Annotated in this window: 25 protein-coding genes; 8 read left to right on the top strand and 17 right to left on the bottom strand. The window is 67.1% G+C overall.

What is annotated here, in order from left to right; all coding sequences use genetic code 11:
• The first annotated feature begins 4 nt into the window (after positions 1 to 4).
• Genes QUV35_RS16465 through QUV35_RS16455 form a run of 3 tightly spaced genes read left to right on the top strand, consistent with a single transcriptional unit; the run spans position 5 to position 3539 of the window.
• Positions 5 to 2647: a PAS domain S-box protein gene (locus QUV35_RS16465; protein WP_300876545.1), complete on the top strand. Its 2643-nt coding sequence runs from the start codon at positions 5 to 7 to the stop codon at positions 2645 to 2647.
• Positions 2644 to 3072: a response regulator gene (locus QUV35_RS16460; protein WP_300876543.1), complete on the top strand. Its 429-nt coding sequence runs from the start codon at positions 2644 to 2646 to the stop codon at positions 3070 to 3072. The genes QUV35_RS16465 and QUV35_RS16460 overlap by 4 nt, the downstream gene beginning before the upstream one ends.
• Positions 3073 to 3086: 14 nt before the next feature.
• A complete protein-coding gene (locus QUV35_RS16455) occupies positions 3087 to 3539 on the top strand; it encodes a universal stress protein (RefSeq protein ID WP_300876540.1) in 453 nt (150 codons plus the stop codon).
• A gap of 34 nt (positions 3540 to 3573) precedes the next feature.
• On the opposite strand, the gene QUV35_RS16450 is transcribed toward QUV35_RS16455, so the two are convergent.
• From QUV35_RS16450 to QUV35_RS16435, 4 genes are all read right to left on the bottom strand, one after another.
• Positions 3574 to 3831, bottom strand: a complete 258-nt coding sequence (locus tag QUV35_RS16450) for an SWIB/MDM2 domain-containing protein (protein WP_300876538.1) — start codon at positions 3829 to 3831, stop codon at positions 3574 to 3576.
• Between the two features lie 71 nt (positions 3832 to 3902).
• A complete protein-coding gene (locus QUV35_RS16445) occupies positions 3903 to 5507 on the bottom strand; it encodes a response regulator (protein WP_300876535.1) in 1605 nt (534 codons plus the stop codon).
• A 176-nt stretch (positions 5508 to 5683) separates the two neighbouring features.
• The gene (locus QUV35_RS16440; RefSeq protein WP_300876532.1) at positions 5684 to 7255 is read right to left on the bottom strand and encodes a PAS domain-containing methyl-accepting chemotaxis protein; all 1572 of its coding nucleotides are present in this window, start codon (positions 7253 to 7255) and stop codon (positions 5684 to 5686) included.
• 151 nt (positions 7256 to 7406) lie between these two features.
• Entirely contained in the window at positions 7407 to 8276 is an 870-nt protein-coding gene (locus QUV35_RS16435) for a YihY/virulence factor BrkB family protein (protein ID WP_300876529.1), read from the bottom strand.
• A 197-nt stretch (positions 8277 to 8473) separates the two neighbouring features.
• Here QUV35_RS16435 and QUV35_RS16430 point away from each other — a divergent pair, with 197 nt between their 5' ends.
• Positions 8474 to 9187, top strand: a complete 714-nt coding sequence (locus QUV35_RS16430; protein ID WP_300876526.1) for a hypothetical protein — start codon at positions 8474 to 8476, stop codon at positions 9185 to 9187.
• Between the two features lie 85 nt (positions 9188 to 9272).
• Here QUV35_RS16430 and QUV35_RS16425 read toward each other — a convergent pair whose 3' ends face one another.
• The 8 genes from QUV35_RS16425 to QUV35_RS16390 form a co-directional block, all read right to left on the bottom strand.
• Entirely contained in the window at positions 9273 to 11528 is a 2256-nt protein-coding gene (locus QUV35_RS16425) for an ATP-binding protein (RefSeq protein ID WP_300876523.1), read from the bottom strand.
• A complete protein-coding gene (locus QUV35_RS16420; RefSeq protein WP_300876520.1) occupies positions 11525 to 12031 on the bottom strand; it encodes a hypothetical protein in 507 nt (168 codons plus the stop codon). The genes QUV35_RS16425 and QUV35_RS16420 overlap by 4 nt, the downstream gene beginning before the upstream one ends.
• A gap of 40 nt (positions 12032 to 12071) precedes the next feature.
• Positions 12072 to 13163 (bottom strand): chemotaxis response regulator protein-glutamate methylesterase, encoded by a 1092-nt coding sequence (locus tag QUV35_RS16415; RefSeq protein WP_300876517.1) that lies wholly within the window; start codon positions 13161 to 13163, stop codon positions 12072 to 12074.
• A 111-nt stretch (positions 13164 to 13274) separates the two neighbouring features.
• Positions 13275 to 13904 carry a chemoreceptor glutamine deamidase CheD gene (gene cheD / locus QUV35_RS16410; protein WP_300876514.1) on the bottom strand — a complete coding sequence of 210 codons (630 nt, stop codon included), beginning with the start codon at positions 13902 to 13904 and terminating at the stop codon, positions 13275 to 13277.
• Between the two features lie 10 nt (positions 13905 to 13914).
• Positions 13915 to 14805 carry a CheR family methyltransferase gene (locus QUV35_RS16405; RefSeq protein ID WP_300876512.1) on the bottom strand — a complete coding sequence of 297 codons (891 nt, stop codon included), beginning with the start codon at positions 14803 to 14805 and terminating at the stop codon, positions 13915 to 13917.
• 62 nt (positions 14806 to 14867) lie between these two features.
• Entirely contained in the window at positions 14868 to 16982 is a 2115-nt protein-coding gene (locus QUV35_RS16400; RefSeq protein ID WP_300876509.1) for a chemotaxis protein CheW, read from the bottom strand.
• A gap of 49 nt (positions 16983 to 17031) precedes the next feature.
• Positions 17032 to 17394 carry a response regulator gene (locus tag QUV35_RS16395; protein WP_300876506.1) on the bottom strand — a complete coding sequence of 121 codons (363 nt, stop codon included), beginning with the start codon at positions 17392 to 17394 and terminating at the stop codon, positions 17032 to 17034.
• A 66-nt stretch (positions 17395 to 17460) separates the two neighbouring features.
• The gene (locus QUV35_RS16390) at positions 17461 to 17904 is read right to left on the bottom strand and encodes a hypothetical protein (RefSeq protein WP_300876503.1); all 444 of its coding nucleotides are present in this window, start codon (positions 17902 to 17904) and stop codon (positions 17461 to 17463) included.
• 177 nt (positions 17905 to 18081) lie between these two features.
• Between QUV35_RS16390 and QUV35_RS16385 the strand changes: the two genes are divergently transcribed.
• The 3 genes from QUV35_RS16385 to QUV35_RS16375 all read left to right on the top strand — a co-directional run bounded on the left by QUV35_RS16385 (position 18082) and on the right by QUV35_RS16375 (position 21669).
• A complete protein-coding gene (locus QUV35_RS16385; RefSeq protein WP_300876500.1) occupies positions 18082 to 19221 on the top strand; it encodes an ATP-binding protein in 1140 nt (379 codons plus the stop codon).
• The gene (locus tag QUV35_RS16380) at positions 19199 to 19828 is read left to right on the top strand and encodes a response regulator transcription factor (RefSeq protein ID WP_300876498.1); all 630 of its coding nucleotides are present in this window, start codon (positions 19199 to 19201) and stop codon (positions 19826 to 19828) included. Before QUV35_RS16385 ends, QUV35_RS16380 begins: the two co-directional genes overlap by 23 nt.
• A 254-nt stretch (positions 19829 to 20082) precedes the next feature.
• On the top strand, positions 20083 to 21669 hold the full coding sequence (locus QUV35_RS16375) for an MFS transporter (protein WP_300876495.1): 1587 nt from the start codon (positions 20083 to 20085) through the stop codon (positions 21667 to 21669).
• Here the strand turns inward: QUV35_RS16375 and QUV35_RS16370 are convergent.
• Positions 21651 to 23216 (bottom strand): AMP-binding protein, encoded by a 1566-nt coding sequence (locus tag QUV35_RS16370; protein ID WP_300876493.1) that lies wholly within the window; start codon positions 23214 to 23216, stop codon positions 21651 to 21653. The genes QUV35_RS16375 and QUV35_RS16370 overlap by 19 nt on opposite strands.
• A 65-nt stretch (positions 23217 to 23281) precedes the next feature.
• Between QUV35_RS16370 and QUV35_RS16365 the strand changes: the two genes are divergently transcribed.
• Positions 23282 to 23734, top strand: a complete 453-nt coding sequence (locus QUV35_RS16365) for a hypothetical protein (protein ID WP_300876490.1) — start codon at positions 23282 to 23284, stop codon at positions 23732 to 23734.
• Between the two features lie 8 nt (positions 23735 to 23742).
• On the opposite strand, the gene fliR is transcribed toward QUV35_RS16365, so the two are convergent.
• From fliR to QUV35_RS16345, 4 genes are read right to left on the bottom strand one after another with little or no spacing between them, the layout of a single operon-like run.
• The gene (gene fliR / locus QUV35_RS16360; RefSeq protein WP_300876487.1) at positions 23743 to 24510 is read right to left on the bottom strand and encodes a flagellar biosynthetic protein FliR; all 768 of its coding nucleotides are present in this window, start codon (positions 24508 to 24510) and stop codon (positions 23743 to 23745) included.
• Between the two features lie 20 nt (positions 24511 to 24530).
• The gene (gene fliQ / locus QUV35_RS16355) at positions 24531 to 24800 is read right to left on the bottom strand and encodes a flagellar biosynthesis protein FliQ (protein WP_291217287.1); all 270 of its coding nucleotides are present in this window, start codon (positions 24798 to 24800) and stop codon (positions 24531 to 24533) included.
• An 8-nt stretch (positions 24801 to 24808) separates the two neighbouring features.
• Positions 24809 to 25603: a flagellar type III secretion system pore protein FliP gene (gene fliP / locus QUV35_RS16350; RefSeq protein WP_300876472.1), complete on the bottom strand. Its 795-nt coding sequence runs from the start codon at positions 25601 to 25603 to the stop codon at positions 24809 to 24811.
• The gene (locus tag QUV35_RS16345; RefSeq protein WP_300876469.1) at positions 25590 to 25946 is read right to left on the bottom strand and encodes a flagellar biosynthetic protein FliO; all 357 of its coding nucleotides are present in this window, start codon (positions 25944 to 25946) and stop codon (positions 25590 to 25592) included. The genes fliP and QUV35_RS16345 overlap by 14 nt, the downstream gene beginning before the upstream one ends.
• Positions 25947 to 26059 lie beyond the last annotated feature (113 nt).

Raw genomic sequence — 26059 nt, 5'->3', positions numbered from 1 at the left:
GCCCTTGCTGTCCCGCCTCACCCTGCCGGGGCGCTGGCTGGCGCCGCTGATGCTGGTGTTGTTCGCGCTCACCGCGTCCACGGTGAGCCATGTGGTGCAACTGCGCAACCTCGGCGCGCAGGTGGTCGAACAGGAAACCCGGCGCCTGCGCGAGCGCCTGAGCGTGGAGCAGAGCCGTCTGGGCGCCTTGTCCGCGCTGGACAACCCCACCCTGGTGCGCCGGCTGGTGGGTGGGCTGGGCCTGTACGGCGGCATGCAGCACATCTACCTGCTCGAGCGCGACGCCCTGGTGGAGGCCTCGCTGGTGCGATCGGACATCGGGCAGCCCTTCGGCGACGTGCTGCGCCAGCGCGCCGATCTTGCCGAGGTCGGTCAGGCGGTGTCGGGCGACGTGTCGGACGGGGCCATCAGCGTCGTCCACCTGCCGGCCACGCAGCGGCTGGTGGGTATCGTGCCGGTCCCCAGCGGTCGACGCCTGGTCACCGTGGTCGACCTGAGCCTGCCGCGGGCCGTGCGTCTGGCCGACCTGCGGGAAGACGCCTGGCGCGAGGGCCTGCTGCTGCTGGGCCTGGCGGCCTTGCTGGCCCTGTTGATGCACCTGGTGTGGTTCCGCCGCGCCCGGCACCTCGCGTCGACCCTCAAGCGCATCGGCGACGGGGAGTTGCAGGCCCGGGTGGCGCTGGCGGGGAAGGACGAACTCGCCATGATCGGCAGCGAGGCCGACCGCATGGCCGAACGGCTGCAGAGGGGGCAGACGCAGCTGCGCCACCTGGTCGATCTGGTCGACCGCTCGCCGGTGGTGGTGATCGAATGGCTCAACCTGCCCGGCTGGCCCATGAGTTACATCAGCGAGTCGGTGGCGCAGTGGGGCTACCGGCCCGTGGACCTGGTGGACGGCTCCCTGAACTACGCCGGGCTCATTCACCCCGACGACATCGCGCCCATCACGGCCGAGGCCGACCGCTACTTCCGGCAGGGCCCCGACGAACACCGCCAGGAATACCGGCTGCGCCGGGCCGACGGCGGCTGGGTGTGGGTCGATGACCGCACCACGCTGACCCGCGACGAACAGGGTGTGGTCACCCACATGAGCGGCGTGCTGCTCGACATCACGGTGCAGAAAGAGGCGCAGCTGGCGCAGCAGGAGCAGGCCGGCTTCCTGCGCCTGTTCTACGAACTGCCCTTCATCGGGATGGCGATCTCGGAACCCGGCTCCACGCGCTGGCTGCAGGTCAACAGCCAGCTGTGCACGATCCTGGGCTACCCGCGCGAGGAACTCACCCGCATGACCTGGACCGAGATGACGCCCCAGCCCGATCTGGAGCACAACCTGGCCCTGCGCGACGCCATGCTGGCCAACCGCACCGACCACTATTCGATGCGCAAGCGATTCCTGCGCAAGGACGGCAGTGTCGTGCACACCGAGCTCGACGTGCGCGCGGTGCGCCACCCCGACGGCTCGCTCAAGCACCTGTTCTCCACCATCAAGGACATCACCGAACGCCTGCAGGCCGAGGCAGCGATCGGTCGGCAGAAAGACCTGCTGGAGCTGGCCGAGTCCATGGCCGGCCTGGGCAGCTGGGTGTACGACACGCAGAGCCATGACATCTGGTGGTCGCGCCAGATGTACCGCAACATCGGGCGCGACGAAGCGCTGGGACCACCACCCGACCTGGCGGCCTACCTCGCCTGCATCCACCCCGACGACCGCTCCCGCGCCGAGCGTTTCATGCGCTCGATGCCGGGCGACGAGGCCATGCTCACCGCCGAGTTCCGCCGCCATCCCGACCTCGGTCCCCTGCGCTGGTTCCGGGGCAGCGTGCAGAGCAAACCCATGGCCACGCCCGGCTTCTACAGCTACAGCGGCACCCTGCTCGACATCACCCAGCTCAAGCAGGCCCAGACCACGCTGGAGCAGAGCAACGCCGAACTGGAACAGCGCGTGACCGAGCGCACCGCCCAGCTGCGCGGCCTCAACGAGGAACTGGAGGCCTTTTCCTACACCGTCTCGCACGACCTGAAAGCCCCGCTGCGCGGCATCGACGGTTACAGCCAGCTGCTTGAAGAAGAGCACGGGCAACATCTCAACGAAGAAGGACGCCAGTTTCTCGGCCGCATCCGCCGCGGCGTGTCGCAGATGGGCGAGCTGATTTCGGGGCTGCTCGACTACTCGCGCATGGAGCGGCGAACCATGGAACACCAGCGAGTGGACGTGCCGGCCCTGGTGGCCCAGGTGATCGAAGGCTTCAGCGCCGACATCGAGAGCACCGGCGTGCGGCTGAGCCTGCAACTGGAGCCGATGGTGCTGCAGCTCGACCGCGAGGGCATGGCGGTGGTGCTGCGCAATCTGGTGGGCAACGCCGTCAAGTTCAGCCGCACCCGACCGCAGCCCGAGGTGGAGATCGGCGCCCGCACCGAGGGCGCCCGCCGGGTTCTCTGGGTGCGTGACAACGGAGTGGGTTTCGACATGAAGTACCACGACCGCATCTTCGGCATCTTCCAGCGCCTGCAGCGCGCCGAGGATTACCAGGGCACCGGCCTGGGCCTGGCGCTGGTGGCCAAGGCGGTGCAGCGCATGGGAGGCCGGGTCTGGGCCGAGAGCCGGCCGGGGGAAGGTGCCACATTCTTTCTGGAGTTTCCTGCATGAAGAAGCCCGCTTCCCTGCCGCCGATCCTGCTGGTTGAAGACAACCCGATGGACCTGGACCTCACGTTGCGGGCCTTCCACCGGAAGAAGTTCTCCAACACCATCCAGATTGCGCGCGATGGTGAAGAGGCGCTGGCTTTTCTCGCGCGCTGGGAAGCGGGTGAGCCGCTGCCAGCGGTCATACTGCTCGACATCAACCTGCCCAAGGTCAACGGACTGGAAGTGCTGCAGAAGCTCAAGGAACACCCGGTGTTCCGGCGCATCCCGGTGGTGGTGCTCACCTCGTCGAAGGAAAGCTCCGACCTCAAGACCGCCTACGATCTGGGGGTGAACTCCTACATCGAGAAGCCGGTCAGCTTCAGCAAATTCATTGAAGTGGCCGAGCACATCGAGCTCTACTGGTGCCTGCTCAATGAGCGGCCCTGAACCTGGAAATGACCATGATCAAGATCCTCATCCCCGTTGACGGCTCCGACCAGTCCATGCACGCGGCCTACCACGCCATGCGCCTGGTCAGTGCGGGCCTCAAGGCCCGCTTCGTGGTGGCCAATGTGCAGGAAGCACCCAACCTGTATGAACTCGTCGTGGCGCACGATCCCGACGTCCTGCACGAAGTCAGTGACGCTGCCGGGCACGACCTGTTGCGTCCGGCGGTCGCGCTGCTCACGGCTGCCAGTCAGCTGGTGGAGGAAGTGGTGGCCAGTGGCGACCCGGCGCACACCCTGATGGAACTGGTGGAAAGCCACGGATGCGACGCGGTGATCCTGTGTGCCCATGGCGCTGGCGAAAGCGAGCGCGGTCTGGGCTCGGTGGCACAGCACCTGGTGCAGCACTGCCAGGTAGCGGTCACCATCGTGCGCCCGGCCCCCCGCGAGGAGCCCGAAGCGTCCTGAGCGCGCCAGCGCGCGCAGGCCCTGTGGTGCCCGGTCAGCTCAGGTGTTTGCCCACCAGACCGGTCATTTCGAACATGGTGACTTCATCTTTTCCGAAGACGGCCTTGAGCTTGGCGTCGGCGAGGATGTTGCGCTTGTTCTTCGGGTTCTGCAGGTTGTTGGCCTTGATGTATTCCCACATCAGCTTCACCACTTCGGTGCGGGGTTGCGGCGTGGCACCGATCACGGCGGCGAGTTCGGCGCTGGGCGTGAGGGCACGGTTGAATGCGGAGGGCGTCTTGGCAGTGGTCATTTGAGGCTCATCGGTTAAACGGCGATTCTAGGGCGTGCGTCCGAACCCGGTGCAACAACCGGCCAGCGCCGTCATTCCTGCAAGGTGAAGAAAAAGGTGGAACCCTCACCGGGCACCGAGGTCGCCCAGACGCGGCCGCCGTGTCGCGAGACGATGCGCTTGACGATGCTCAGGCCAATGCCCGAGCCGCTGAACTCGGTGTGGTGGTGCAGTCGGTTGAATGGAGCAAACAGCCGTTCGGCAAAGGCCATGTCGAAACCGCAGCCTTCGTCGCGCACAAAAAACACCTGGCCTTCTTCGTTCATGAAGCTGCCCACGTCGATGGCGGTGGCGTCTTTCTTCTCGCTGAACTTCCAGGCGTTGCGCATCAGGTTGTCGAGCACACAACGCACCAGTGGCGGGTCGGCCAGTGCCCGCAGGCCCGGGGCCACCGTGACCACGGCGCGTCGCTGCGGTTCGGCTGCCAGCAACGTCTCTCCGATGTCCCGGGCCAGCTCGCTGATGTCGACCTCGGTGAGGTTCATCGACGAGCGCGACAGGCGCGACATCTCGAGCAGGGCGTCGACCAGGTCGCCCATGCGCACCGCCGACGAACCCATGGTCTGCAGCAATCGGGTTCCCTGCGTGCCCAGGCCGACGGCGTAGTCCTCGATCATGGCGGTGCTCAGCCCGGCAATGGCGCGGATGGGCGCACGCAGGTCGTGGGCCGCCGAGTAGGTGAAGGCTTCCAGCTCGCGCATGGTTTGTTGCAGCTCACCGGTGCGTGCGTTCACCTGATGCTCCAGCTCGTCGTTGCGCGCACTCATCTGGATCTCGGCCAGCTTGCGCCCGGAGATGTTCTGCACGATGCCGCTGAAGCGGTGTCCGGCCAGCGGCGTGGCTTCGATCTTGACCCAGCGATCCACCGGACCTTCGTGACGCACACGGAACTCCTCGTTGAATGGGTGCAGGGGCTCGTTGCAGTCGTTCATGCGCAAGGCCAGCGCCGGTCGATCCGCCTCGTGAACCGACGACAGGAATTCGGCGAAGGAGAGCGCGCGGTCCTGGCGCTGACCCATCAGGAGCGCTGACTGGTGCGAGAGCCGCAGGTGGCCGGTGTCGCAGTCGAACTCCACCGTGCCCATGTGGGCCGAATCCAGCGCTTGCTGCAGCAGCCGCTGACTCTCGGCCAGGGCTTGCTCCACCGAATGGCGTTCCAGCGCCATCTGGATGGTGGCGTGCAGTTCGCGCTCGGAAAACGGCTTGATGAGGTAACCGTACGGGTGCGTCTGGCGCGCACGCTCCAGCGTGGCGTCTTGCGAATAGGCTGTCAGGTAGATCACCGGCACCGGGCAGGTTTCATGGATGCGCGCCGCCACCCCGATGCCGTCCATGGAGCCCTCGATGTGGATGTCCATCAGGATCAGGTCGGGACGCGCCTGCGTCACCAGGGCCAGTGCTTCACTGCCCGAGGCGGCGATGTCGGGCACGTGGTAGCCCATGCTCATGAGCTGTTGCTGCAGGTTGAACGCGACGATGGCCTGGTCTTCGACCACCAGGATGTGGGCAACGCTCTTGCCTTGCGTGGGGCCGGTAGGCTTAGCACGGGGCTGCGGTGGCGCAGCGAATCGTCGTCCCGGTGAAAGCGGTGGGGCCTGCCCGAGGTGCTCGTTGCGCGCCGTGGGTTGCTGTGTCATCGGTGTCTCCTGCGGGGGAACCGGGGCCTGGTAGTCCCGGTTCGTTCAACCTTGTGCGCGGAAGGTCAGGCCTGTCTGTCCCCTGTTGTCGTTGTTTCCCCTTGCCGGACCCAGTGTACGCTGGCGAACACAGCGATGGTGAGCAACCGCTGTGCGGTGCAAGACACCCCGCGGACCTATTTGCGGGTGTCGAGCCTGAAGATCTTCACCGCATCGTTCATCACGCGGGCCTGCGCCTGCAGCGAGCTGGCCGCGGCCGAGAGTTCTTCGACCATGGCCGAGTTCTGCTGGGTCACCGAGTCGAGTTGACCCACCGCCTGGTTGATCTGTGCCAGGCCCATCGACTGTTCGTGGGTGGCACCGGTGATCTCGGCGATCAGGCCGTTGACCTGTTCCACCGAGCCCACCACATGGGCCATGGTCTGGCCGGCGCTGTGCACCAGCTGGCTGCCGTGCAGGACCTTGGCCGCCGATTCGTCGATCAGCACCTTGATCTCCTTGGCCGCACTCAGCGTGCGCTGGGCGAGGTTGCGCACTTCGCCCGCCACCACCGCAAAACCGCGGCCCTGTTCACCGGCGCGGGCGGCCTCCACCGCGGCATTGAGCGCGAGGATGTTGGTCTGGAACGCAATGCCGTCGATCACGCCGATGATCTCGCCGATGCGGCGCGACGACTTGCTGATGTCGTCCATGGTGGCCACCACCTGGCTCATGGCTTCATTGCCCTCGCGTGCCACGGTGGCCGAGCGTTGCGACAGCACCGAGGCCTCGCGCGACGAGTTGGCGCTCTGCTGCACCGTGCTGGTGAGCTGTTCCATCGAGGCGGCGGTCTCTTCCAGGCTGCTGGCCTGAGATTCGGTGCGCGAGGACAGGTCGGAGTTGCCGGCGGCGATCTCGTTGGACGCCACCTGCACACCTTCGACCTCGTGGCGCACGTCGGACACCACCGCCTGCAGGTTCACGTTGAGCTGGTTGAGGGCGCGCGCGAGTTCACCGAATTCGCCGCTGCTGGCGCCCTTGAAGCGCGCCGACAGGTCGCCCGCGGCCATCTGGTTGGCAAAGCCGATCGACTGCATCAGCTGCCTGAGGATCTGGCTGCGCAGGTTCAGCGCGGCCAGGCTGGCGATCACCAGCAGCACCGCACCGGCGCCCAGCTGGGCCACGGCGCCGTGTTCCGCGGCGTATTCCCCCACCACCAGACCCACCGCCGCCAGGCCCACCGACGACACGGCGATGCGTTTGCCCAGCGTGAGCTGGGTCATGCGCTGCAGGCGACCGACAAGGCCGGTGCGAACGACGCGACCGTGGTGCAGGGCCACACCCGGGTGGCCGGCTGCGTGTTCGGCCCGCATGCGGGCATACAGCGCCTCGGCCTCCTGCACCTGCTCTCGCGTGGGCCGGGTGCGCACCGACATGTATCCCACCGCCTGGCCGTTCTCCATCACCGGCGTGGCGTTGGCCACCACCCAGTAGTGGTCGCCGTTCTTGCGCCGGTTCTTCACCAGGGCCGACCAGGGCGAGCCGCTGGCCAGCGTGGCCCACATGTCGCGAAAGGCCTCGGTGGGCATGTCGGGGTGGCGCACCAGGTTGTGCGGCTGCCCGATGAGTTCTTCGCGCTCGAAGCCGCTCACGGCAACAAACGCCGGGTTGCAATAGGTGATGCGGCTTTGCAGATCGGTCGTCGACACGAGGGTCACGCCCTCTGGAACAACGAACTCCTGGTGGGTGACGGGCAGATTGGTGCGCATGGGGCTCTCGCTGTGGTTGGGTGGAGCCCCGCGCCCCAAGGGCAGCTGTGTACGAGACCGTACTGACAGTATCGGCAAAGCCCTGGCCACCTGAAGGGCCGAACTCAAGAAGGAAAGCCGGTCAGTACCGCTTCTTGACCTGGCTGGCCCATCAGCTGCTGTGGGGCGGCTCCCAGTCCTTGAGCGAGCCGTGCCGGTGCGCGAACACGCTGGTGAACTCGGCGCCGAGCAGGAACACCTGCGCCGAGTAGTACACCCACAGCAGCAGCACCACGATCGAAGCCGCCGCGCCGAACACCGAGGCCACGCCGCTGCGCCCGATGTACTGGCCGATCAGTTCCTTGCCCAGCGTGAACAGCAGCGCGGTGATGGCCGCGCCCAGCCAGACATCGCGCCAGGTCACCGGAACGCGCGGCATCCACCTGTAGATCATGGCGAACACCGTGGTCACGAACAGGTAGCTCAAACCGAAGTTGATGACGTCGGCCACCATGGCCCATTCGCCCAGCCAGGGGGCCCACCATTTGCCCAGCGCCGCCATGGCCGCGCTCAGCACCAGCGAGACCATGAGCAGAAAGCCGATGCCCAGCACCATGCTGGTGGAGAGCAGGCGCACACGAATGAAACGCAGCACGCCGCCGCCCTCGGGGTGGGGCGGCGCACGCCAGATGCGGTCCATCGCATCCTGCAGTTCGGCGAACACGGTGGTGGCACCCGCGACCACCACCACCACACCGACCACCGTGCCCCAGAGCCCGGCGCGCGGCCGGTTCAGGCCCTGCAGCAGCGAATCCACCGCCACGGCGCTGTCGGTGCCCACCAGCTGGGTCAGCTGGGCCAGGATCTCGCCGCGCGCTGCGGGTTCGCCGAACAGCAGGCCGGCCACCGAGATCACGATCAGCAACAGGGGTGCGATGGAAAACAGCGTGTAGAACGCCAGCGCGGCGCCCATGCTGGGTGCGTAGTCGTCGAGCCAGGCGTTCACCGTGGCACGGGTCAGGCTCCATGCAGCGCTCAGCATGGTGTCGGGTCAAAGGCAATGGTCATCGGCCCGATTCTCGCGGCCGACCCGCCCGAGTGTGTGTTCGCTGTCGCACGGTCGGGCCTCCGTGGCGCGCGATTGTCCGAAATGAGCGCTCAAGTTCGGCTTTGGAGCGCCGATGAAGGGTCAAGAACACCGGGCATGTTTGCGCCCGGTGGCCATGTGAAAGGTCCGCCATGATCAACATTTCCAGCCCCACCCCGGTGTCCTGGCCCACGCCGCCGTCCACCGCCGTGGCGCCGGTCAGCGCAGCCACGCCGGTCAAGCCGGTGCAGTCCGGCGGACGCGATGCGCAGACCGACCTCGAGGCCCGGCGCGAAGCCCGCCTGCCACGGCCCCGGGCCGGTGCACCTGGCGAAGCCAAACCCGACGGCAGCGACGCAGCGCCGCTGTTGCCTCGCGAAGCCGCTGCCCAGGGCGGCCCGGCTGTCACGCCGGGGGGCCAGCAAGCCGCAGCCAGGCGCGCCGAGCAGGCGCTGCAGAAAGCCGAGGCCGACAAGGCCAGCCACAAGAAGGCCATGGAACGCCTGCAGGACGTGCTCTCCAGCATGTGGGCCGCCAGTGCCGCCGTGGTGGACCAGGCGCTGGGTCTGAGCGGCGGCCGCAACGAGTTGCCCGGCAACCAGAGCGACACCGCACCCGACCTGTCGGCGGTGGCGGCATCCACCATCCAGCGCCGGCTTCCGCCGCCCCCGCTGCTGGTCGGGCAGGCGCCCGAACAGGCCGGGGCCGACGCCATGCCCTGGCCGGTGCTGCCACCGGCCGACGACCAAGCACCGGCCGTGGCCGCGCCCGAGGTGCCCGGCGGCGAAGTGATTGCCTACGATGAAAACGGCAACAGCAGCCTGGCGCCGCTGGAAGCCGGCACGCTGCTGAGCGAGAAGGCCTGAGCGGCGTTTGCCCGCTTGACGGGGATCCTGCGCCGGGCACCGAAGTGGGCGATGGCGCCCACCGGGGCCGGCCGGGATGGCGGTTTCAGACGGGCAGTTCCCCCGAAAACTCGCGCAGGGCCTGCTGCGTGCGGCTGGCGTCGTCGAGCAGCTGGGTGCCCAGTTCGGGGCGCAGCGGCATGTCTTCTTCCTGCGCCAGTCGTTCGATCTGTGCCGAGGTGCGCACCAGCGCCCGAAAGCCCAGCAGCATGGCCGTGCCCTTGAGCTTGTGTGCGTCGTAGGCGATCTGCGCGGCGTCGCCCGCGGCCAGCGACGCCAGCAGCACATGCACGCTGCCCTCGGGGGGCTCGAACAGCGTGCCCAGCAATTCGTCCATGGTGTCGGGCGGCATCATCGCAACGATCTCGGTGTAGGACTCGGTGTCGATCAGGCCGGCCGCGCTGGCATCGAGGTCCTGCGCGCGCGGCGCCAGTGGCTCGGGGACGGGGGCGGCGTCGCCCACCAGCACGGTGGTCGCGTCCAGCAGGCCGCAGCGCTGCAGCGCCCGCCGCAGGTCTTGCGCCTGCAGGGGTTTGCTGGCGAACTCGTTGACGCCCACGTCCAGCGCCTTCTTGCGCGTGTCGTTCACCACGTCGGCGGTGACCAGCACCACCTTGATGTCCTTGTTGGGGCTGTCGAGCGCGCGGATCGCCGCCGTGGTGGCCAGGCCGTCGAGCACCGGCATGTGGTAGTCGAGCAGCACCACGTCGAAGGGCTGGCTCGCCAGCAGCTGCAGGGCTTCCTGTCCGTTTTCGCAGAACACCGCTTCGTGCCCCATGCGTTCGAGCAGGATGTTCATGTACTTCAGGTTGATCGGGTGGTCTTCGGCCACGAGAACGCGCAGCTGGCGCGCCGGGCCCGTGCCGTCGGTCGTGTGTGCCACCAGAGCAGGCGCCACGGTCTGCGGCAGGATCATGTGCACGGTGAACACCGAGCCCTGACCCGGCTCGCTGCAGACCTCGATGTTGCCACCCATCATGTGGGCCAGGTTGCGCGAGATTTCCAGACCCAGCCCGCTGCCGCCGATGCGCCGGCGAATCGAGTTGTCGGCCTGGTAGAAGCGGGTGAACAGCTGGGCCACGGTGGCCGCGTCCATGCCCATGCCGGTGTCCTGCACCGTCAGGCTGACGCCATCGGGCGTGCCCTCCAGCCGCGACAGGCGGGCCGTGATGCTGCCCTCACTGGTGAACTTCACCGCGTTGCCCAGCAGGTTGAAGAGGATCTGGCGCACCCGGGTGGGGTCGGCCATCACCCATTCGGGCAGGTCCGGCGCGGTCTCGACTTCCAGCGTCAGGCCCTTCTCGCGTGCGGCAGCCCGCATCAGGCCCTCGACCTCCTGCACCAGCGAGCGCAGGCGCGAAGGCTCGGGCGCCAGGCGCAGCGTGCCGGATTCCATGGTCGAGACATCCAGGATGTCGTTGAGCACGCTCAGCAGGTGTTGCGCCGAGTCGCGCGCCGTCTGCACGTAGTCGCGCTGCTGGCTGGAGAGCCGGGTTTCGTCGAGCAGGTTGAGCATGCCCAGCACGCCCTGGAACGGTGTGCGGATCTCATGGCTCATGTTCGCCAGGAAAACGCTCTTGCCATGGTTGGCGGCTTCGGCCTCGTCCCTGGCCACGGCCAGTTCGCGCGAGATCGCCTGGAGTTTCTCGTATTGGAGAACCTGGCGGCGCAGATGGCGCACCAGCAGCACCACGAACAGCAGCAACACAAGCGCCTGAATGCCGGCCAGGCCGATCACCAGGCGGCCCTGGTCGCGCAGCTGGATGTTGCGTTCGTCCACGAAACGCGCCGTGGCACGGTTGGCTTCGCGCGTGAGTTCGCCCATCGCAGGCCCGATCTGCTCGATGGCCCGGGTCAATGCCAGCCGCGCAGGGCGCTGTGCCAGCAGGGCGTCGGGATCCGCAAAGACCGGGTCGGCCTGCGTCACAAAATCATTCACCAGCCGGATGGCTTCCAGGTAGGCCGGTGTGGTGTTGAGCAGGTCGCTGCGCGGCATGTCGGTGACCAGCGCGATGCGGCTGACGAACACCTCGTACCGTTCGACCAGATGGTCCATCTCGACTGTGGATTCCGGGTCGACGGAGCTGTGCAACGCATAGCCGAGGTGGCTGAGTTCACGCTCGAGCTGGTAGGACTGCCACATGATGGAGTCGACCTGGTTGACCGCCACGTCCTGCATCAGGTCGAACTGCTTGTACTGGATGTAGCTCAGCGGCGTCAGCGTGACCAGCAGGGCCGCACCAATGGCGGCCACCCAGTGCCTGACTCGCCAGCCGCTGAGACCGGTGGGCCGGAGGTTCATTTCAATTCCAGGGCCTTGAGTTGCCAGATGGAACGTTCGTAATAGACCGAGGTGCGCAACTCGGCGGCGTTGTCAAACGGGTAGACCACGAACAGCGGACCTTTGCTGCGCACGGGGATCGGCTGGTCGTCGATCAGGCGGGCCATGAGCACGCCATGCTTGCCGAGGTCTTCGATCGGGATTTTGATCTTGTAGTCGTTGATGGCCACCGCGCTCAGGTTGGTGCCGCTGGATTTGACCAGGGCGAGCACATCCGACAGCAGCGGGCCGGTGAACTTCACCGGCTTGTCGTACCAGGGCGTTCGGGTGGTGAAGCTGTGCTGGGGCAGTTTCTCGATCATGGCCATGTCGAACACGGCCAGGTCGCCCTTGTTGGTGGCGCCGATCTTGCCGCTGATGCTGAGGATGGCCCGGCCCTTGGGCGCCTCCAGCGCCTGGGAAAACACCGCGGGTGTGGCCGCGGCCAGGGCCAGCAGCAAGGTGAAAAAGCGACGGTTGGTCATGGTGATCTGTCCTTTGAAAATTGAGGGTGAACGTGGGTGGTCAGATGCGGTGCCGCACGCCGGCCGGCGTGCTGGCCAGGCGGTTGAGAACCGCGTTGGCGATCTGCGTCAGGGGCAGGATCTCGTGCGCCGCGCCGCACTGGATGGCCATGCGCGGCATGCCGAAGACCACACAGCTGGCTTCGTCCTGCACGTAGTTGTAGCTGCCGGCGTCCTTCATTTCGCGCATGGCCTGCGCGCCGTCTGCGCCCATGCCGGTGAGCATGATGCCCAGCGCGTTGGGGCCGAGCACGCGTGCCGCCGACTTGAACAGCACCTCCACCGACGGTCGGTGGCGGTTCACGGGTTCGGTGTCCTCGACCACGGCCACGTAGTTGGAGCCGCTGCGGTCGATGCGCAGGTGGTGACCACCGGGCGCGATGTAGGCGTGGCCGGGCAGGATGCGCTCACCGTGCCGGGCTTCCTGAACGCGGATGCGGCACAGGGTGTTGAGCCGGTTGGCAAAGCTGGTGGTGAAGCCCGGCGGCATGTGCTGGGTGATGACGATGGCCGGCGCGTCGGCCGGCATGGGCATCAGCACCTCGCGGATCGCTTCGGTGCCACCGGTGGAGGCGCCGATGCAGATGATCTTCTCGGTCGAGACGCGCGGCAGCGCAGCGCGTGGCGCCTCATGGGCGCCACCACCCACCGGGGCGGTGCCGGCCGCAGGCGCGGGCGGCAGGCGCCTCACGTGCGCGGCCGCCGCCACGCGGATCTTGTCCACGATGTCGCCAGCCAGTTCCTGCAGACCGCTGCTCACGCCGATGCGGGGCTTGGCCACGAAGTCGACCGCGCCCATCTCCAGCGCGCGCAGGGTGGTCTCGGCCCCCTGCTCGGTGAGGGTGGAGACCATCACCACCGGCATCGGTCGCAGGCGCATCAGTCGCGAGAGGAATTCCAGCCCGTCCATGCGCGGCATCTCCACGTCCAGCGTGATGACGTCGGGGTTGGTTTCCCGGATCATTTCGCGCGCCACCAGCGGGTCGGCCGCGGCGCCGACGCAGGTCATGTCGGCCTGGCGGTTGATGATTTCGGTCAGCAGGCTGCGCACGAGCGCCGAATCGTCCACCACGACCACTTTGATTTTTGCCATTTTTGTTCTCCTTGCTGCTTCACGTGCCTTGCCGGGCCGCAGGTGTTGCCCCTTTGAGGGAGGATGCGGCTGCACGCAGTGAGCAAGCGACGGGGGTGTTCACAAGGACTTTCAGAACAGATCCACCGAGCCGCCGGCAACGGCCTTGGCCACCACCGATGCGCTGCTCTTGCGTTCCTGCGTTTCCAGGGTTTCGGGGTGCGAGTGCGCCAGCCGCTTGACCATGGCCTTGCCGGTGGCGGGGAAGTAGCAGACCTTGCGCGGGTGGATGTCCAGCACGTCCTTGGAGATCACTGCAATGCGCTCGGTCTGCAGGTAGTCCAGCACGAACTGCGTGTTGCGTTCGCCCACGTTCATGGTGGTGAAGGTGTGCATGACCTGGCCACCGCCGAACACCTTGGCCTGCATCGACTCGCGCCGGGCGCCGAGTTTCATCATCTCGTTGATCAGCAGTTCCATGGCGAACGAGCCGTAACGCCCGCCCGCGTCGTTGCCACCGTCGGGCAGCATGAAGTGGTTCATGCCGCCGACCCGCACGCGAGGGTCGTAGATGCAGGCGGCGATGCAGGAGCCCAGCACCGTCATCACCATCATGTCGTCGGCGGTCACGTAGTACTCGCCGGGCAGCACCTTCACCGCGTCCTGGTGAAAGTGATGGTCGTTGTAGAAAAAGCTGGCCTCGCCCGGCTTGCCCTTGCGGGCCTTGAGCTGGTCGAGTCGGGAGGTGGGGGCTGCGATCATCCGGGCTTTCTCACAGACGTTCGTAGACCGTTTTGCCGCGCAGCGCAAACAGGTTGCGCGCGTCGCTGAAGTTCTCGGCGTGGCCGACGAACAGCATGCCGCCGGGCTTCATCACGCGGTGGATGCGCTCGAGCACCTGACGCTGCGTGGCGGCATCGAAATAGATCATCACGTTGCGGCAGAACACCACGTCGAAGGGTTCGCGAAACGGCAGGTCGTGGATCAGGTTGACGGTCTGGAAGCTCAGGTTTTTCTGCAGTTCGGGCTTGACGCGCATGAAGCCCTCGTTGCTGCCTTTGCCCCGCATGAAAAATCGCTGCATGCGCTCCGGGCTCAGGCCCTTGGTTCCGTCGGCCTTGTAGACCCCGCGCTGTGCGGTGGCCAGCACCTTGGTGTCGATGTCGCTGTTGACGATGTCGTACGAGCCGCTGCCGCCCAGGCCCTCGACGGCGGTCATGGCGATGGAGTAGGGCTCTTCGCCGGTGGAGGCGGCCGAGCACCAGATGCGCCACTTCTGCGAACGGCTGGCGGCAAACATCTGCGCCAGGATCTCGAAGTGGTGTTGCTCGCGAAAGAAGGCGGTGAGGTTGGTGGTCAGGGCGTTGATGAACTCCTGCCACTCGGCGCCGTCGTGGTGTTCCAGCCAGTCGAGGTAGGTCTTGAAGCTGTCGTGACCGGTCTCGCGCAGCCGGCGCGACACGCGGCTGTAAACCATCGCGTGCTTGCCGTCGTGCAGGCTGATGCCGGCCTTTTTGTAGATCAGCGCCTTGATGCGCGAGAAGTCGGCGTCCGACCAGACGAATTCCCGGCCCTCTGCCAGCGGGCCGTCTTCGGACGCCGGGGTCCTGGGCGGGGGCACCGGACGTGCGACGCGTTGGAAGGAAGGGGTCTGCTGCAGCATCGGGTGTCCTGACCGGGTTGGGGACTGGGCGCGCCAGGCGCGGGGGTGTTTGTCGAGGCGCTTCAGTGGCGAGAGCGGCGCACCAGGCTGGAGGTGTCCAGGATCAGCGAGACCTTGCCGTCGCCCAGGATGGTGGCGCCCGACACGTTGGGCACCCGCCGGTAGTTCGATTCCAGGTTCTTGATCACCACCTGCTGCTGGCCGAGCAGTTCGTCGACCATGAGGGCAACGCGCTGGCCGTCGGCCTCGACGACGACCATGATGGGGCTGGCGCCGCTGTGTTCGAAGCGCGGCACCTGGAAGACACGCTCGAGTTCGATCACCGGCATGTATTCGTCGCGCACCTTCACCACCTGTGCGCCTTGCGCCAGCGTGTTGATGTCGGCCGGTTTGATCTGGAACGATTCGATGACGCTGGACAGCGGCAGGATGTAGACCTCGTCGCTCACCCGCACCGACATGCCGTCCATGATGGCCAGCGTGAGGGGAAGACGCACCGCCACGCGCATGCCGTAGCCTTCGGCGGAGTCGATTTCCACCGTGCCGTTGAGCGCGGTGATGTTCTTCTTCACCACGTCCATGCCGACACCGCGGCCAGACACATCGGTCACTTCGTCGGCGGTGGAAAAACCGGGGGCGAAAATCAGGCTCCAGACCTCGGTGTCGGTCATGGAGTCGGGTGCGTCGATGCCCTTCTCGCGGGCCTTGGTCAGCAGCTTCTCGCGCGAGAGGCCCTTGCCGTCGTCGCGCACCTCGATCAGGATCGAGCCGCCTTCGTGCGTGGCCGACAGCGTGATCGTGCCGTGCTCGGGCTTGCCCTTTGCGCGGCGGTCCTCCGGCATTTCGATGCCGTGGTCGCAGCTGTTGCGGATCAGGTGGGTCAGCGGGTCGGTGATCTTCTCCACCAGGCCCTTGTCGAGTTCGGTGGCCTCCCCGTGCGTGACCAGCTCGACCTTCTTGCCCAGTTTGGTGGCGAGGTCGCGCAGCATGCGCGGGAAGCGGTTGAACACCACCGACATCGGGATCATGCGGATCGACATCACCGCTTCCTGCAGGTCGCGGGTGTTGCGGTCGAGGTCGGCCAGGCCTGCGAGCAGCGGCTGGTTGGCACTGTTGTCGAGCTCGCGGCTCTTCTGCGCCAGCATGGCCTGGGTGATGACGAGTTCGCCCACGAGGTTGATCAGCTGGTCGACCTTGCTGACCGACACACGCAGCGTGCTCGATTCCATCGCGGCTGGTGCGCCGTTGCGGGCCTCGGCTTTCGCGGCTGCGGGTTTGGTGGTGTTGTCGGGGGCGATGACCACGGCGGTGGCGGCGACGGCCGTGGCCGGCTGCTCCGGCATGCCGGGCGCGCCGTCGAAGAAGCCGAAGTCGGCCGACCCGGCCGGGTGGGCCGCAAAGGGTGGTGGCGCGGTGGGAGCCGCCGCGGCGCTGTCGACGATGCAGATCTCTTCCTTGCTCACGTGGAAAGTGAAGAGGTCCATCAGGTCGGCGTCCGACGAGGTGGTGGTGGCGCGGTAGACGCGCTTGTTCGCCTGGTCGCAGGGCAGGGGCTCGATGGTGCCCAGGCCGGGGATGTCGCGGAACAGCTCGGCCACGCCGTCGGCCTGCGCCACGTTGTCGAGCGGACCGATGTGGATCTCGATGTCGCGCAAGGCCTTGACCTCGGGCTTGTTGACCGTTCGCGCCGGAGCGGCGGCCTCCACCGTCACCGGCGCCACGCTGGGTGCGACGGTCACGGCCGGCGCAGCAGCTTCGCCGTTGGCCAGCGCATAGATGCGGGCCACCAGATCGCCGGTGGCCGGGGTGTCGTTGCCGCGGCCCTGGTGGTGGGCGAGCTGCAGGCGCAGCGCGTCGCTGGATTCGAGCAGCACGTCCACCATGGCAGCGGTGGGGTTGAGTTCGTGGCGGCGCAGCTTGTCCAGCAGCGACTCCATCTGGTGGGTGAGTTCGGCCACGTCGGCAAAGCCGAAGGTGGCGGCGCCGCCCTTGATGGAATGGGCGCAGCGGAAGATCGCGTTGAGCTCCTCGTCGTCCGCCTTCTCCACGTCCAGCGCGAGCAGCATCTGCTCCATCTGGTCGAGGTTTTCGCCCGCCTCTTCAAAGAAGATTTGATAGAACTGGCTCAGGTCAATGTCGTTGGCCAGGCTCTGACCTTCATTCATCATTTCACCCATGGTGAAACTCCTTGGCTGCTGACATGGTGGAAGGAAGCGGCGCGCGGGGTCACCGGATCACCTTTTGGATGACTTCGATCAAGCGGCTGGGATCGAAGGGTTTGACCAGCCACCCGGTGGCACCTGCACTGCGGCCGGCCTGTTTCATCTGGTCGCTGGACTCGGTGGTCAGGATCAGGATGGGTGTGGTCTTGAACTTGGGGTGGTCGCGCAGCTTGCGCGTCAGGCCCAGCCCGTCCAGGTTGGGCATGTTCTGGTCGGTCAGCACCAGGTCGATGCTGTGCGTCTGGGCTTTTTCAAAAGCGTCCTGACCGTCCACCGCTTCCACCACGTGGTAGCCCGCGCCGGTGAGGGTGAATGCCACCATTTTTCGCATGGAAGCCGAATCGTCGACGGCAAGAATGGATCGCATGGCTAACTCCGTGTTTCAGTCAAATATCGGCAGATACCGGGGGGTCTTGAATCCGGGCCTGTCCGGTCAGAACAGGTCGATGGAGCCGGCGTCCATCTCGCTCTGGGTCACCGGGCTGGGTCGCTCGGGCATCGGGTCGAGGCCCAGCGGGACTTCACCCTCCTCGGGCTCCATCGCTTCTTCGGCCAGGCGCCACGCACAGCTTTGCAGCACCTTGCCGGTGTGCACGATGAGCTGGGTGGCCATGTCGTGAAACTGCAATTCCGTCACGGCCTGGTGCAGGCTGGTGCGGATCGGGCCGAGTTCGCCCTGGCGGTTTTCAGGCAGGGCACCCAGGGCCTGGTTGGCCGTGCCGAAGCGCTCCATCAGGTTGGTCGTGGCGTGGTCCAGCAGCCCTTCGAGCCGCTGCAGGTCGGTCACGGCCATGAGCAGCGAGTCCTGTAGGTTGGCCACCAGGTTCACGGGCAGGGAGACGCTCGGCGGAGCAGGCTGCATCGTCAGTGGGTCCATGTTGTTGCTCAGGTAGGGATCGCGATAGGGTGGGCAGTACAATTTTGTCGGTCTGTAAGAAGCTGTATCGGCAGAAAACTGGCCGAATTCAGCACCTTTTCCGGGGTTGTTCCGCCGCTGTCGCCAGCGACGGGCCGGCCCCGGCCCATTCCGGCATCCCCCAACCATCCAACAGGCGTGTCCGAGAACCCCGAAAAACCACTGGTTCACATCCTCCACCTGGAAGATTCTCGGGTGGACCATGCGTTGGTGAAGTTCGCCCTGCAGCGCAGCAAGCTGGCCAGCGAGGTGGTGCTGGTCGACACCCTGGAAGACCTGCGGCGCGAACTGCTTACCGGCCGTTTCGACGTGGTGCTCGCCGACTACCACCTGCCCGGTTTCACCGGCATGGACGCGTGGGACGTGGTGAGCGAGATGCAGATCGAGATTCCCTTTGTCATCCTCTCCGGCGCCATCGGCGAGGCGGCGGCGGTGGATGCGATGCACCGCGGCGTGAGCGACTACCTGCTCAAGGACAGCATGCACCGCCTCTCGCACGTGATCGAACGGGCCATCGAGGTGTCGCAGACGCGGCGAGAACGCGCGCGGGCGGCCGAAGAGCTGGCCGAGTCGCGTCAGCGCCTGGCCGAACTGGCCGAGCACCTGCAGACCAGCATCGAGCAGGAACGGGCCGACATCGCCCGCGAGATCCACGACGACATCGGCGGTGCGCTCGCCGCGGTCAAGCTCGACCTGGCCTGGGTGGGTCGGCGCAACACCGATGCCGAGGTGCTCAAGCACGTGGGCACGGCCATGGAGATGCTGCAGCACGCCCTGGGCGCAAGCCAGCGCATCATGATGAACCTGCGCCCGCCCATCCTCGACCAGGGCCTGGTGGCTGCGGTGCAATGGCTGGCCGGCGGGTTCGAGCGCCGCAGCGGTTTGCGGGTCACCATCCGCCGCTCGTCCGACCAGATCGATGTGCCGATGGATGTGCAGTTGGTGGCCTACCGCACGGCCCAGGAAGCCCTGACCAACATCGCCAAGCACACCCGCGCCACGGCGGTGGAGATCGACCTCAGCGACGGCGAAGGCGTGCTGACCCTTGAAGTCACCGACAACGGCCAGGGCATGAGCCCGGAGTCCTTGCGCAAAACCAAATCGTTCGGGCTGCTGGGCCTGCGTGAGCGAGCCGCCAAGGTGGACGGCTGGCTCGACGTGAGCACCTCGGCCCGGGGCACATCGGTCATCCTGTCCGTTCCCCTGACAACCCCCAACAAACCGGACAGCGCGGCGAAAGCCGCGGAGCAAGCCCATGATCAAGGTGATTTTGTGTGACGACCACGCGGTGGTGCGACGCGGCATCCGCGACACCATCTCGGAGGCCACCGACATCCAGGTGGTGGGGGAAGCCGGCAGCTACCCCGAGCTGCGCGAAGCCATGCGCAAGACCGAGTGCGACGTGCTCGTGCTCGACCTCAACATGCCCGGGCGCGGCGGGCTGGAGGTGCTGGCCGCGCTGAAGGAGGAGGGCTCCAGCGTGAAATCACTGGTGGTCTCCATGTACCCGGAAGACCAGTACGCGATCCGCTGCCTGCGCGCCGGCGCGCGCGGCTACCTCAACAAGGCCGGCGAGCCGGCCGAGCTGGTGGCCGCCATCCGCACCGTGATGCAGGGCCGCAAGTACGTGACCGCCGAAGTGGCCCAGATGCTGGTGGACAACCTGAATGCGCCCGAAAGCGAGGAGTTGCACGCCAGCCTGTCCGAGCGCGAACTCCAGACCCTGCAGAAGATCGCCTCGGGCAAGAAGCTCTCCGACATCGCCGAGGAGCTCATGCTCAGCCCCAAGACCGTGAGCGTCTACCGCGCCCGGGTGCTCGAAAAGCTGCACCTGGCGAACAACGCCGAACTCACGGTGTATGCCATTCGAAACGGGATTGTTTAGGAACTCCCCCCTGCGCCGCTGACGCGGCTTCCCCCCTCTCTGGCGCGCCTTCGGCGCTTGGAGGGGGGACGGCGGCTTGGGCCGGCGCAGCCGGACCCTTGCCGCCCCTGGAGAGCTTCCCCTCGCCAGTTGCAGTGCCTTGCCCCCTTGCCCCTCCGGGGAGAAGGCTGGCCTGCCCCGGGCCTGTCGAAGGGGGGTGCGGGGCACGCTGGACGCAACGCCGCTTCAATTCAGTACCTGCTGATAATGGCTCGATGCCCGCACCGCCCTCTTCGTCCATCTGGAGCCCCCTGCGCCAACCGGCCTTTCGGGGCCTGTGGATTTGCGGCGCCATCTTCTTCATCGGCGCGGGCATGCAGACCATGGCGGCGGCCTGGCTCATGGTGGAGCTCACCGGCTCCTCGTTTCTGGCAGCGCTCGTGCAGACCGCGGTGTTTTTGCCCATGTTCCTGCTGGCCCTGCCGGCCGGTGTGCTGGCCGACACCACCGACCGCCGCCGCCTGATCTCGGGTGCGCTCATCGCCCAGGTGGCCGCCTGCGCCTTGCTGGCCGCGCTGGTGCTCGCTGGCTGGGGTGGGCCGGGCTCGGTGTTGTTTCTGGTGTTCGTGTGTGGTTGCTGCACGGCGGTGCTCACGCCGGCCTGGAATTCGTCGGTGATCGATCCGGTGCCGCGCGACGAATGGCCGCAGGCCATCACGGCCATCGGCATTGCCTACAACGCGGCTCGCGCCATCGGCCCCACGCTGGCCGGCCTGCTGTTTGCGCGGCTGGGCGCGGGCTGGGTGTTCGTGGTCACGGTGTTCACCACGCTGGTCATGTGGGAGTCGATCCGGCGCTGGCCGCCACGCGCCCACCCACCGTCGAGCCTGCCGCCCGAGCGGCTATGGGGCGGCACGCTCAGCGGCCTGCGTTTTGCCTGGCACTCGCGCATCATCCTGGCGCAACTGGTGCGGGTGATGGCGTTCAGCGCAGCCGGCTCGGCCCTGTGGGCCCTGCTGCCGGTGATCGCGCAGCGCCAGCTGGGCACGGGCGCCGAGGGTTTTGGTCTGCTCATGGGCTGCCTGGGCACCGGCGCGGTGGCCTCGGGCCTGGTGATCGGCCGGCTGCGCGCGCGTTTTGCGCTGGATGCGATCGTGTCGGTGAGTTGCCTGGCGTTTGCACTGGTGATGCTGGTGGCCGCCTGGGTGCGGGTGCCGTGGCTGGTGTACACGGCCATGGCCGTGGGCGGCGCCGCGTGGATGGCCACCATGTCCACCTTCAACACCGCCACCCAGGCCAGCGCGCCGCCCTGGGTGCGTTCGCGCGCCGTGGCCTTGCACATCGTCTCGGCGCTCGGGGCGTTTGCCATCGGCTCGGCCTTCTGGGGCGCGGTGTCCGACATCGCCGGCCTCACCGCTGCGCTGGTGGCCGCGGGCGTGCTGATGGCCGCGGGCCTGCTGCTGGTGCGCCCGTTTCCGCTGCGCATGGGCGCTCTGCACGAGGTGACGCAGGGCACACCCTGGGACGAACTCTTCGTGGTGGACGAGCCCAGCCCGGCGGCCGGTCCGGTGGCGGTGGAGGTGGGCTACCGCATCCGCCCCGGCGTGGACCAGGCGTTTCTCGACACCATCGCCCGCATGAAGGCGCCGCGTCGGCGCGACGGCGCCAGCTTCTGGCGCGTCTACCGCGATCTGGGTGAGCCCTCGCGGTATGTCGAACGCTTCATCGTCGCCTCGTGGGCGGACTACCTGCACCAGCGCGCCCGCGCCACCGTGGCCGACCGCGCGCTGGAAACCGACATCCGCGCGTTTCTCGCCGAGGGCGAGAGCGCGACCATGTCGCACTACATCGCCGAGCGCTGACCGGACGCGGCATGCGCGGGGTCGGCCAGCCGCTGGCGCAGCTCGGTCTTGAGCACCTTGCCGTAGTTGTTCTTCGGCAGCTCGGTCACGATTTCATACCGCTTGGGTCGTTTGAAGCGGGCCATGCTGGCCAGGCAGTGCCGGTCGAGCGTGTCCCTGGTGGCGGTTGACCCCGGCTGCAGCACCACGAAGGCCACCACCGCTTCGCCCCATTCGGCGTCGGGCAGGCCCACCACCGCCACCTCGGCCACGCCGGGCGCGGTCAGCAGCACTTCCTCGACTTCGCGCGGGTAGATGTTGGAGCCGCCGCTGATGATCAGGTCCTTGCTGCGGTCCTTGAGCGTCAGGAATCCGTCGGCGTCCAGGCAGCCCACGTCGCCGGTGAAGAGCCAGCCGTCGCGCACCGCGGCACTGGAGGCCTCGGGGTTGTTCCAGTAGCCCGCCATCACGCTGTCGCCCTTGATCAGCACCTCGCCCACCGCACCCGTGGGCAGGCTGCGGCCGTCGGCGTCGGCCACGCGCACCTGCACCGGGGTTTGCGCCACCCCGACCGAGGCCATGCGCTCGGTGTGGCGCGGGTGGGCGGTGTCGGCCAGTTGCCGGCGCGAGAGTGCGGTGCCGACCATGGGCGTTTCGCCCTGGCCGTAGATCTGCACGAAGCGTGGGCCCATGACGCGCAGGGCCCGCGCGATGTCGGCCGCGTACATCGGTGCGCCGCCGTAGACGATGGTCTTGAAGGCGCGTGCCGACGCCTCGGCCTGGATGCCGTGCTGCTCGGCATGGTCGACCAGGCGCTTGACGATGGTGGGTGCGGCGAAGGTGGACAGCGGCCCGATCGCCTCACCGAGCGCAAACAGCTCGGCCGGCTCGACTCCGCCGGAGGCCGGCACCACGTGGCGCGCACCCGCCATGAGGTGTGGAATGGCATAGAGGCCCGCGCCGTGCGACATCGGCGCGGCATAGACGATGGCGTCCTCGCTGCTCACCGGGTCCACGTCGATGAAATAGGTCAGGCCCATGGTCATGAGGTTGCGGTGCGTGAGCATCACGCCCTTGGGGCGCCCGGTGGTGCCGCTGGTGTAGAACAGCCAGGCGAGGTCTTGCGCCTCGCGTTCGACCACCGGCACCGCCCAGGCATCGCCGACCGGCGTGAGCAGGTCGTCGCAAGCGTCCGACTCCACATCGATCTGCTGCTGCAGCCCGGCCAGCGGTTCGCTCGCCACGTCGTGGGTGACGAAGGCCCAGCGCGCACCGGCATTGGCCACGATCCACTCGGCCTCGCGCGGGTGCAGCTTGGCGTTCACCGGCACCACCACCAGCCCGGCCCACCACGCCGCCCACAGGATCTCGAGGTAGCGCGGCTGGTTGCGCATGAAGAGCATGACCCGGTCGCCCGGCACCAGCCCGGCAGCCCGCATGCGCTGCGCCAGGCCGGCGCTGCGCTGCGCCCACTGCGCGTGCGTGGCCCAGGGCTCGGTGCCGTACAGGATGGCGAGGCGGTCGGGACATTGCCGCGCCTGGCGCAGCAGCAGGTGGACTAGGTTCAAGGGAGTCTCCAGGGGGCAATGGCAGACGACTACAGTGGAGGGCCTATTGTGACGAGGGGTTCAAGGTGGTACTGGGCAAGTCGGGTGTGTCGGTGCGGTGGTGGGTGGTCCTGGCCATGGTGGCGGCCTTGCTGCTGGGCGGCTGCGGCAAGGACGATCCGCAGGCCCGGCTGGAGGCCGCGGTGCAGCAGTTGCAGGACAACCTGGAGGCCAAGGACACCCGCGCGGTGCTCGACCAGCTCGACGCCGGCTTCTCGGCCCAGGACGGCATGGACCGTGACGGGGCGCGCAAGACCATGACGCTCATGTTCCTGCGCTATGCCAGCGTGAAGGTGATCGCCCTCACGCGCAAGAGCAGCATCGATCCGACCGCACGCCAGTCGGGCCTGACGCAGGCGCAGGTGGTGGTCACGGGTGCGCAGGGGCTGATTCCCGAGCGGGCTGCGCCGTACGAGGTGCGCCTGGAGTGGCGCCTGGTGTCGAACGAGTGGAAGCTGGTGCGACTGACCTGGGAGTGAGCGCGGCCTCAGCCGCCGGTGAAGATGTCGGTGGCCAGTTTCATGAGGGCGGCCACCGGGGCGTCGAGCATCGGCAAGGTGAAGGCGATGCCCACCAGGCCGGCCGACAGCGTGAGTGGAAAGCCGATGGCAAACGCGTTCATCTGCGGCGCGATGCGCGAGACGAAGCCCAGCACGATGTTGATGAAGAGCAGCATGCCGATCATGGGCAGGGCGATCCACAGGCCGTAGCGGAACACCACGGCACCGAGCTCGTGCAGCTGCATGCGGTTGACCGATTCGAGCGCGCCGCCGCCCACCGGAAAGGTGTTGAAGCTGGCGATCACCGCCTGCAGCAGCATGAGGTGCCCACCCATCACCACGAACAGCAGCATGGTGGTGTTGCCGAAGAAGCGGCCGACCGTGCTCGACTGTGCATTGGTCGAAGGATCGAAGAAGCCCGCGAAGTTCAGGCCCATCTGCAGACCGATGACTTCGCCGGCCAGCTCCACCGAGGCGAACACGATGCGCACCGCCAGACCGATGGCGATGCCCACCACCACCTGCTGCACCACGGTGGAAAACGCCTGCGGATCGGTGAGCGCAACCATGGGCTGGTCGCCCAGGCCGGCCTGGGCACACACGGCCACGATGAAGGCCAGCGCCACCCGGGTGCGCAGCGGCACCGAGCGCGAGGAGAAGATGGGTGCGCTCGAGAAGACGGCGAGGATGCGCAGGAACGGCCAGAACACCGGCGAGACCAGCGCCATCACCTGCGCTTCGGTGAACGTGGGCATGTCAGTTCGCCACGCTGGCTCTAGATCGCATAGTTCGGAATCGAGAGGATGGTGCTGCGGATGAACTCGACCATGGTGGTCATCATCCACGGCCCGGCGATGGCGAACACCGCAATCGCTGCGATCAGCTTGGGCACGAAGGCCAGTGTGGCCTCGTTGATCTGCGTGATGGCCTGGAACAGGCTCACCACCAGACCCACGACCAGCACCGTGGCCAGCACCGGTGCGGCCACCATGAGCAACATGAACAGCGCGTTCTGCGCCATCGTTAGAGCGGCTTGGGGATCCATGTCTTTTCCTATTGGGCGAAGGAGGCCGCCAACGAACCAATCAGCAGATTCCAGCCGTCAGCCAGAACAAACAACATCAGCTTGAACGGCAGCGCCACCAGCACCGGGGACAGCATCATCATGCCCAGCGACATCAGCACGCTGGCCACCACCATGTCGATCACCAGGAAGGGAATGAAGATCATGAAGCCGATCTGGAACGCGGTCTTGAGCTCGCTGGTGACGAAGGCCGGCACGAGCACGCGAAACGGTGCGTTCTCGGCGCTCACCTCGTTCGGCAGCTTGGCCAGCTTGGCAAAGAGTTCAAAGTCGGACTGGCGCGTCTGTTTGAGCATGAAGGCGCGCATGGGGCCCTGGCCGCGCTCAAGCGCCTGGTCGAAGGTGATGGCATTGCGCGAGTAGGGCTCGTAGGCATCGGCGTACACCTTGTCCAGCGTGGGGCCCATCACAAAGAGCGTGAGAAACAGCGACAGGCCCACGATCACCTGGTTGGGTGGCGCCGACTGGGTGCCCAGGGCCTGACGCAGCAGCGAGAGCACGATCACGATGCGGGTGAAGCCGGTCATGAGCAGCAGCACGGCCGGCAGGAACGAGAGCGCGGTGAAGAACAGCAGGGTCTGGATCGGCACCGAGTAGCTGGTGCTGCCACTGCCCTGACCGATCATCAGGGGCAGCGATGGACCGGCGGCGGCCGGGGCTGCCGGAGGTGTGGGCAGCGGCAGCGCCTGCGCCCAGACACCGGCGGCACACAGCGCCAGCGCGCCGAAGATCAGCCCGCCTCGCATCAGGTCAACGCGGCGCATGGGGGGCTTTCATGAGTTGTGAGAGTCGCGCAGCGAAGCCGCTGGGCGGTGCCGCGGGATCGATCGGCAAGCCGGGCAGTTCGGCCGGCAACGGCATCTGGTGCAGCGCGGTCACGCTGCCCGCGGCCACGCCCAGCACCAGGCAGATGCGATCGGCACCTTCACCCACCTGCACCGCGACCACACGCTGCTGCGGCCCCAGCGACAGGCTGGAGAGCACCTGCAAGGCCGGCCCGCCGTGGCCGGCCATCCCGGGCAGGCGACCCCGTGCCCACTTGAGGGCCAAGGCCAGGCCCACCATCAAGGCCAGCAGCAGCAGGGCAGGAAGAGCGTTTTGCAACATGGTCGTTCGAACGAAGGGTTTTCAATCCAGTGATGACGCGGGTCCGGCTTCGCCGGCCCCAGTCATCGCCCCACTGCCAGGGGGGTGACGCCGAAGGCGGCGCGGGGGGTCCA

Source organism: Hydrogenophaga sp., assembly GCF_030373225.1.
Lineage (GTDB): Bacteria > Pseudomonadota > Gammaproteobacteria > Burkholderiales > Burkholderiaceae_C > Hydrogenophaga.
This window is presented reverse-complemented; position numbering and strand designations above follow the sequence as displayed.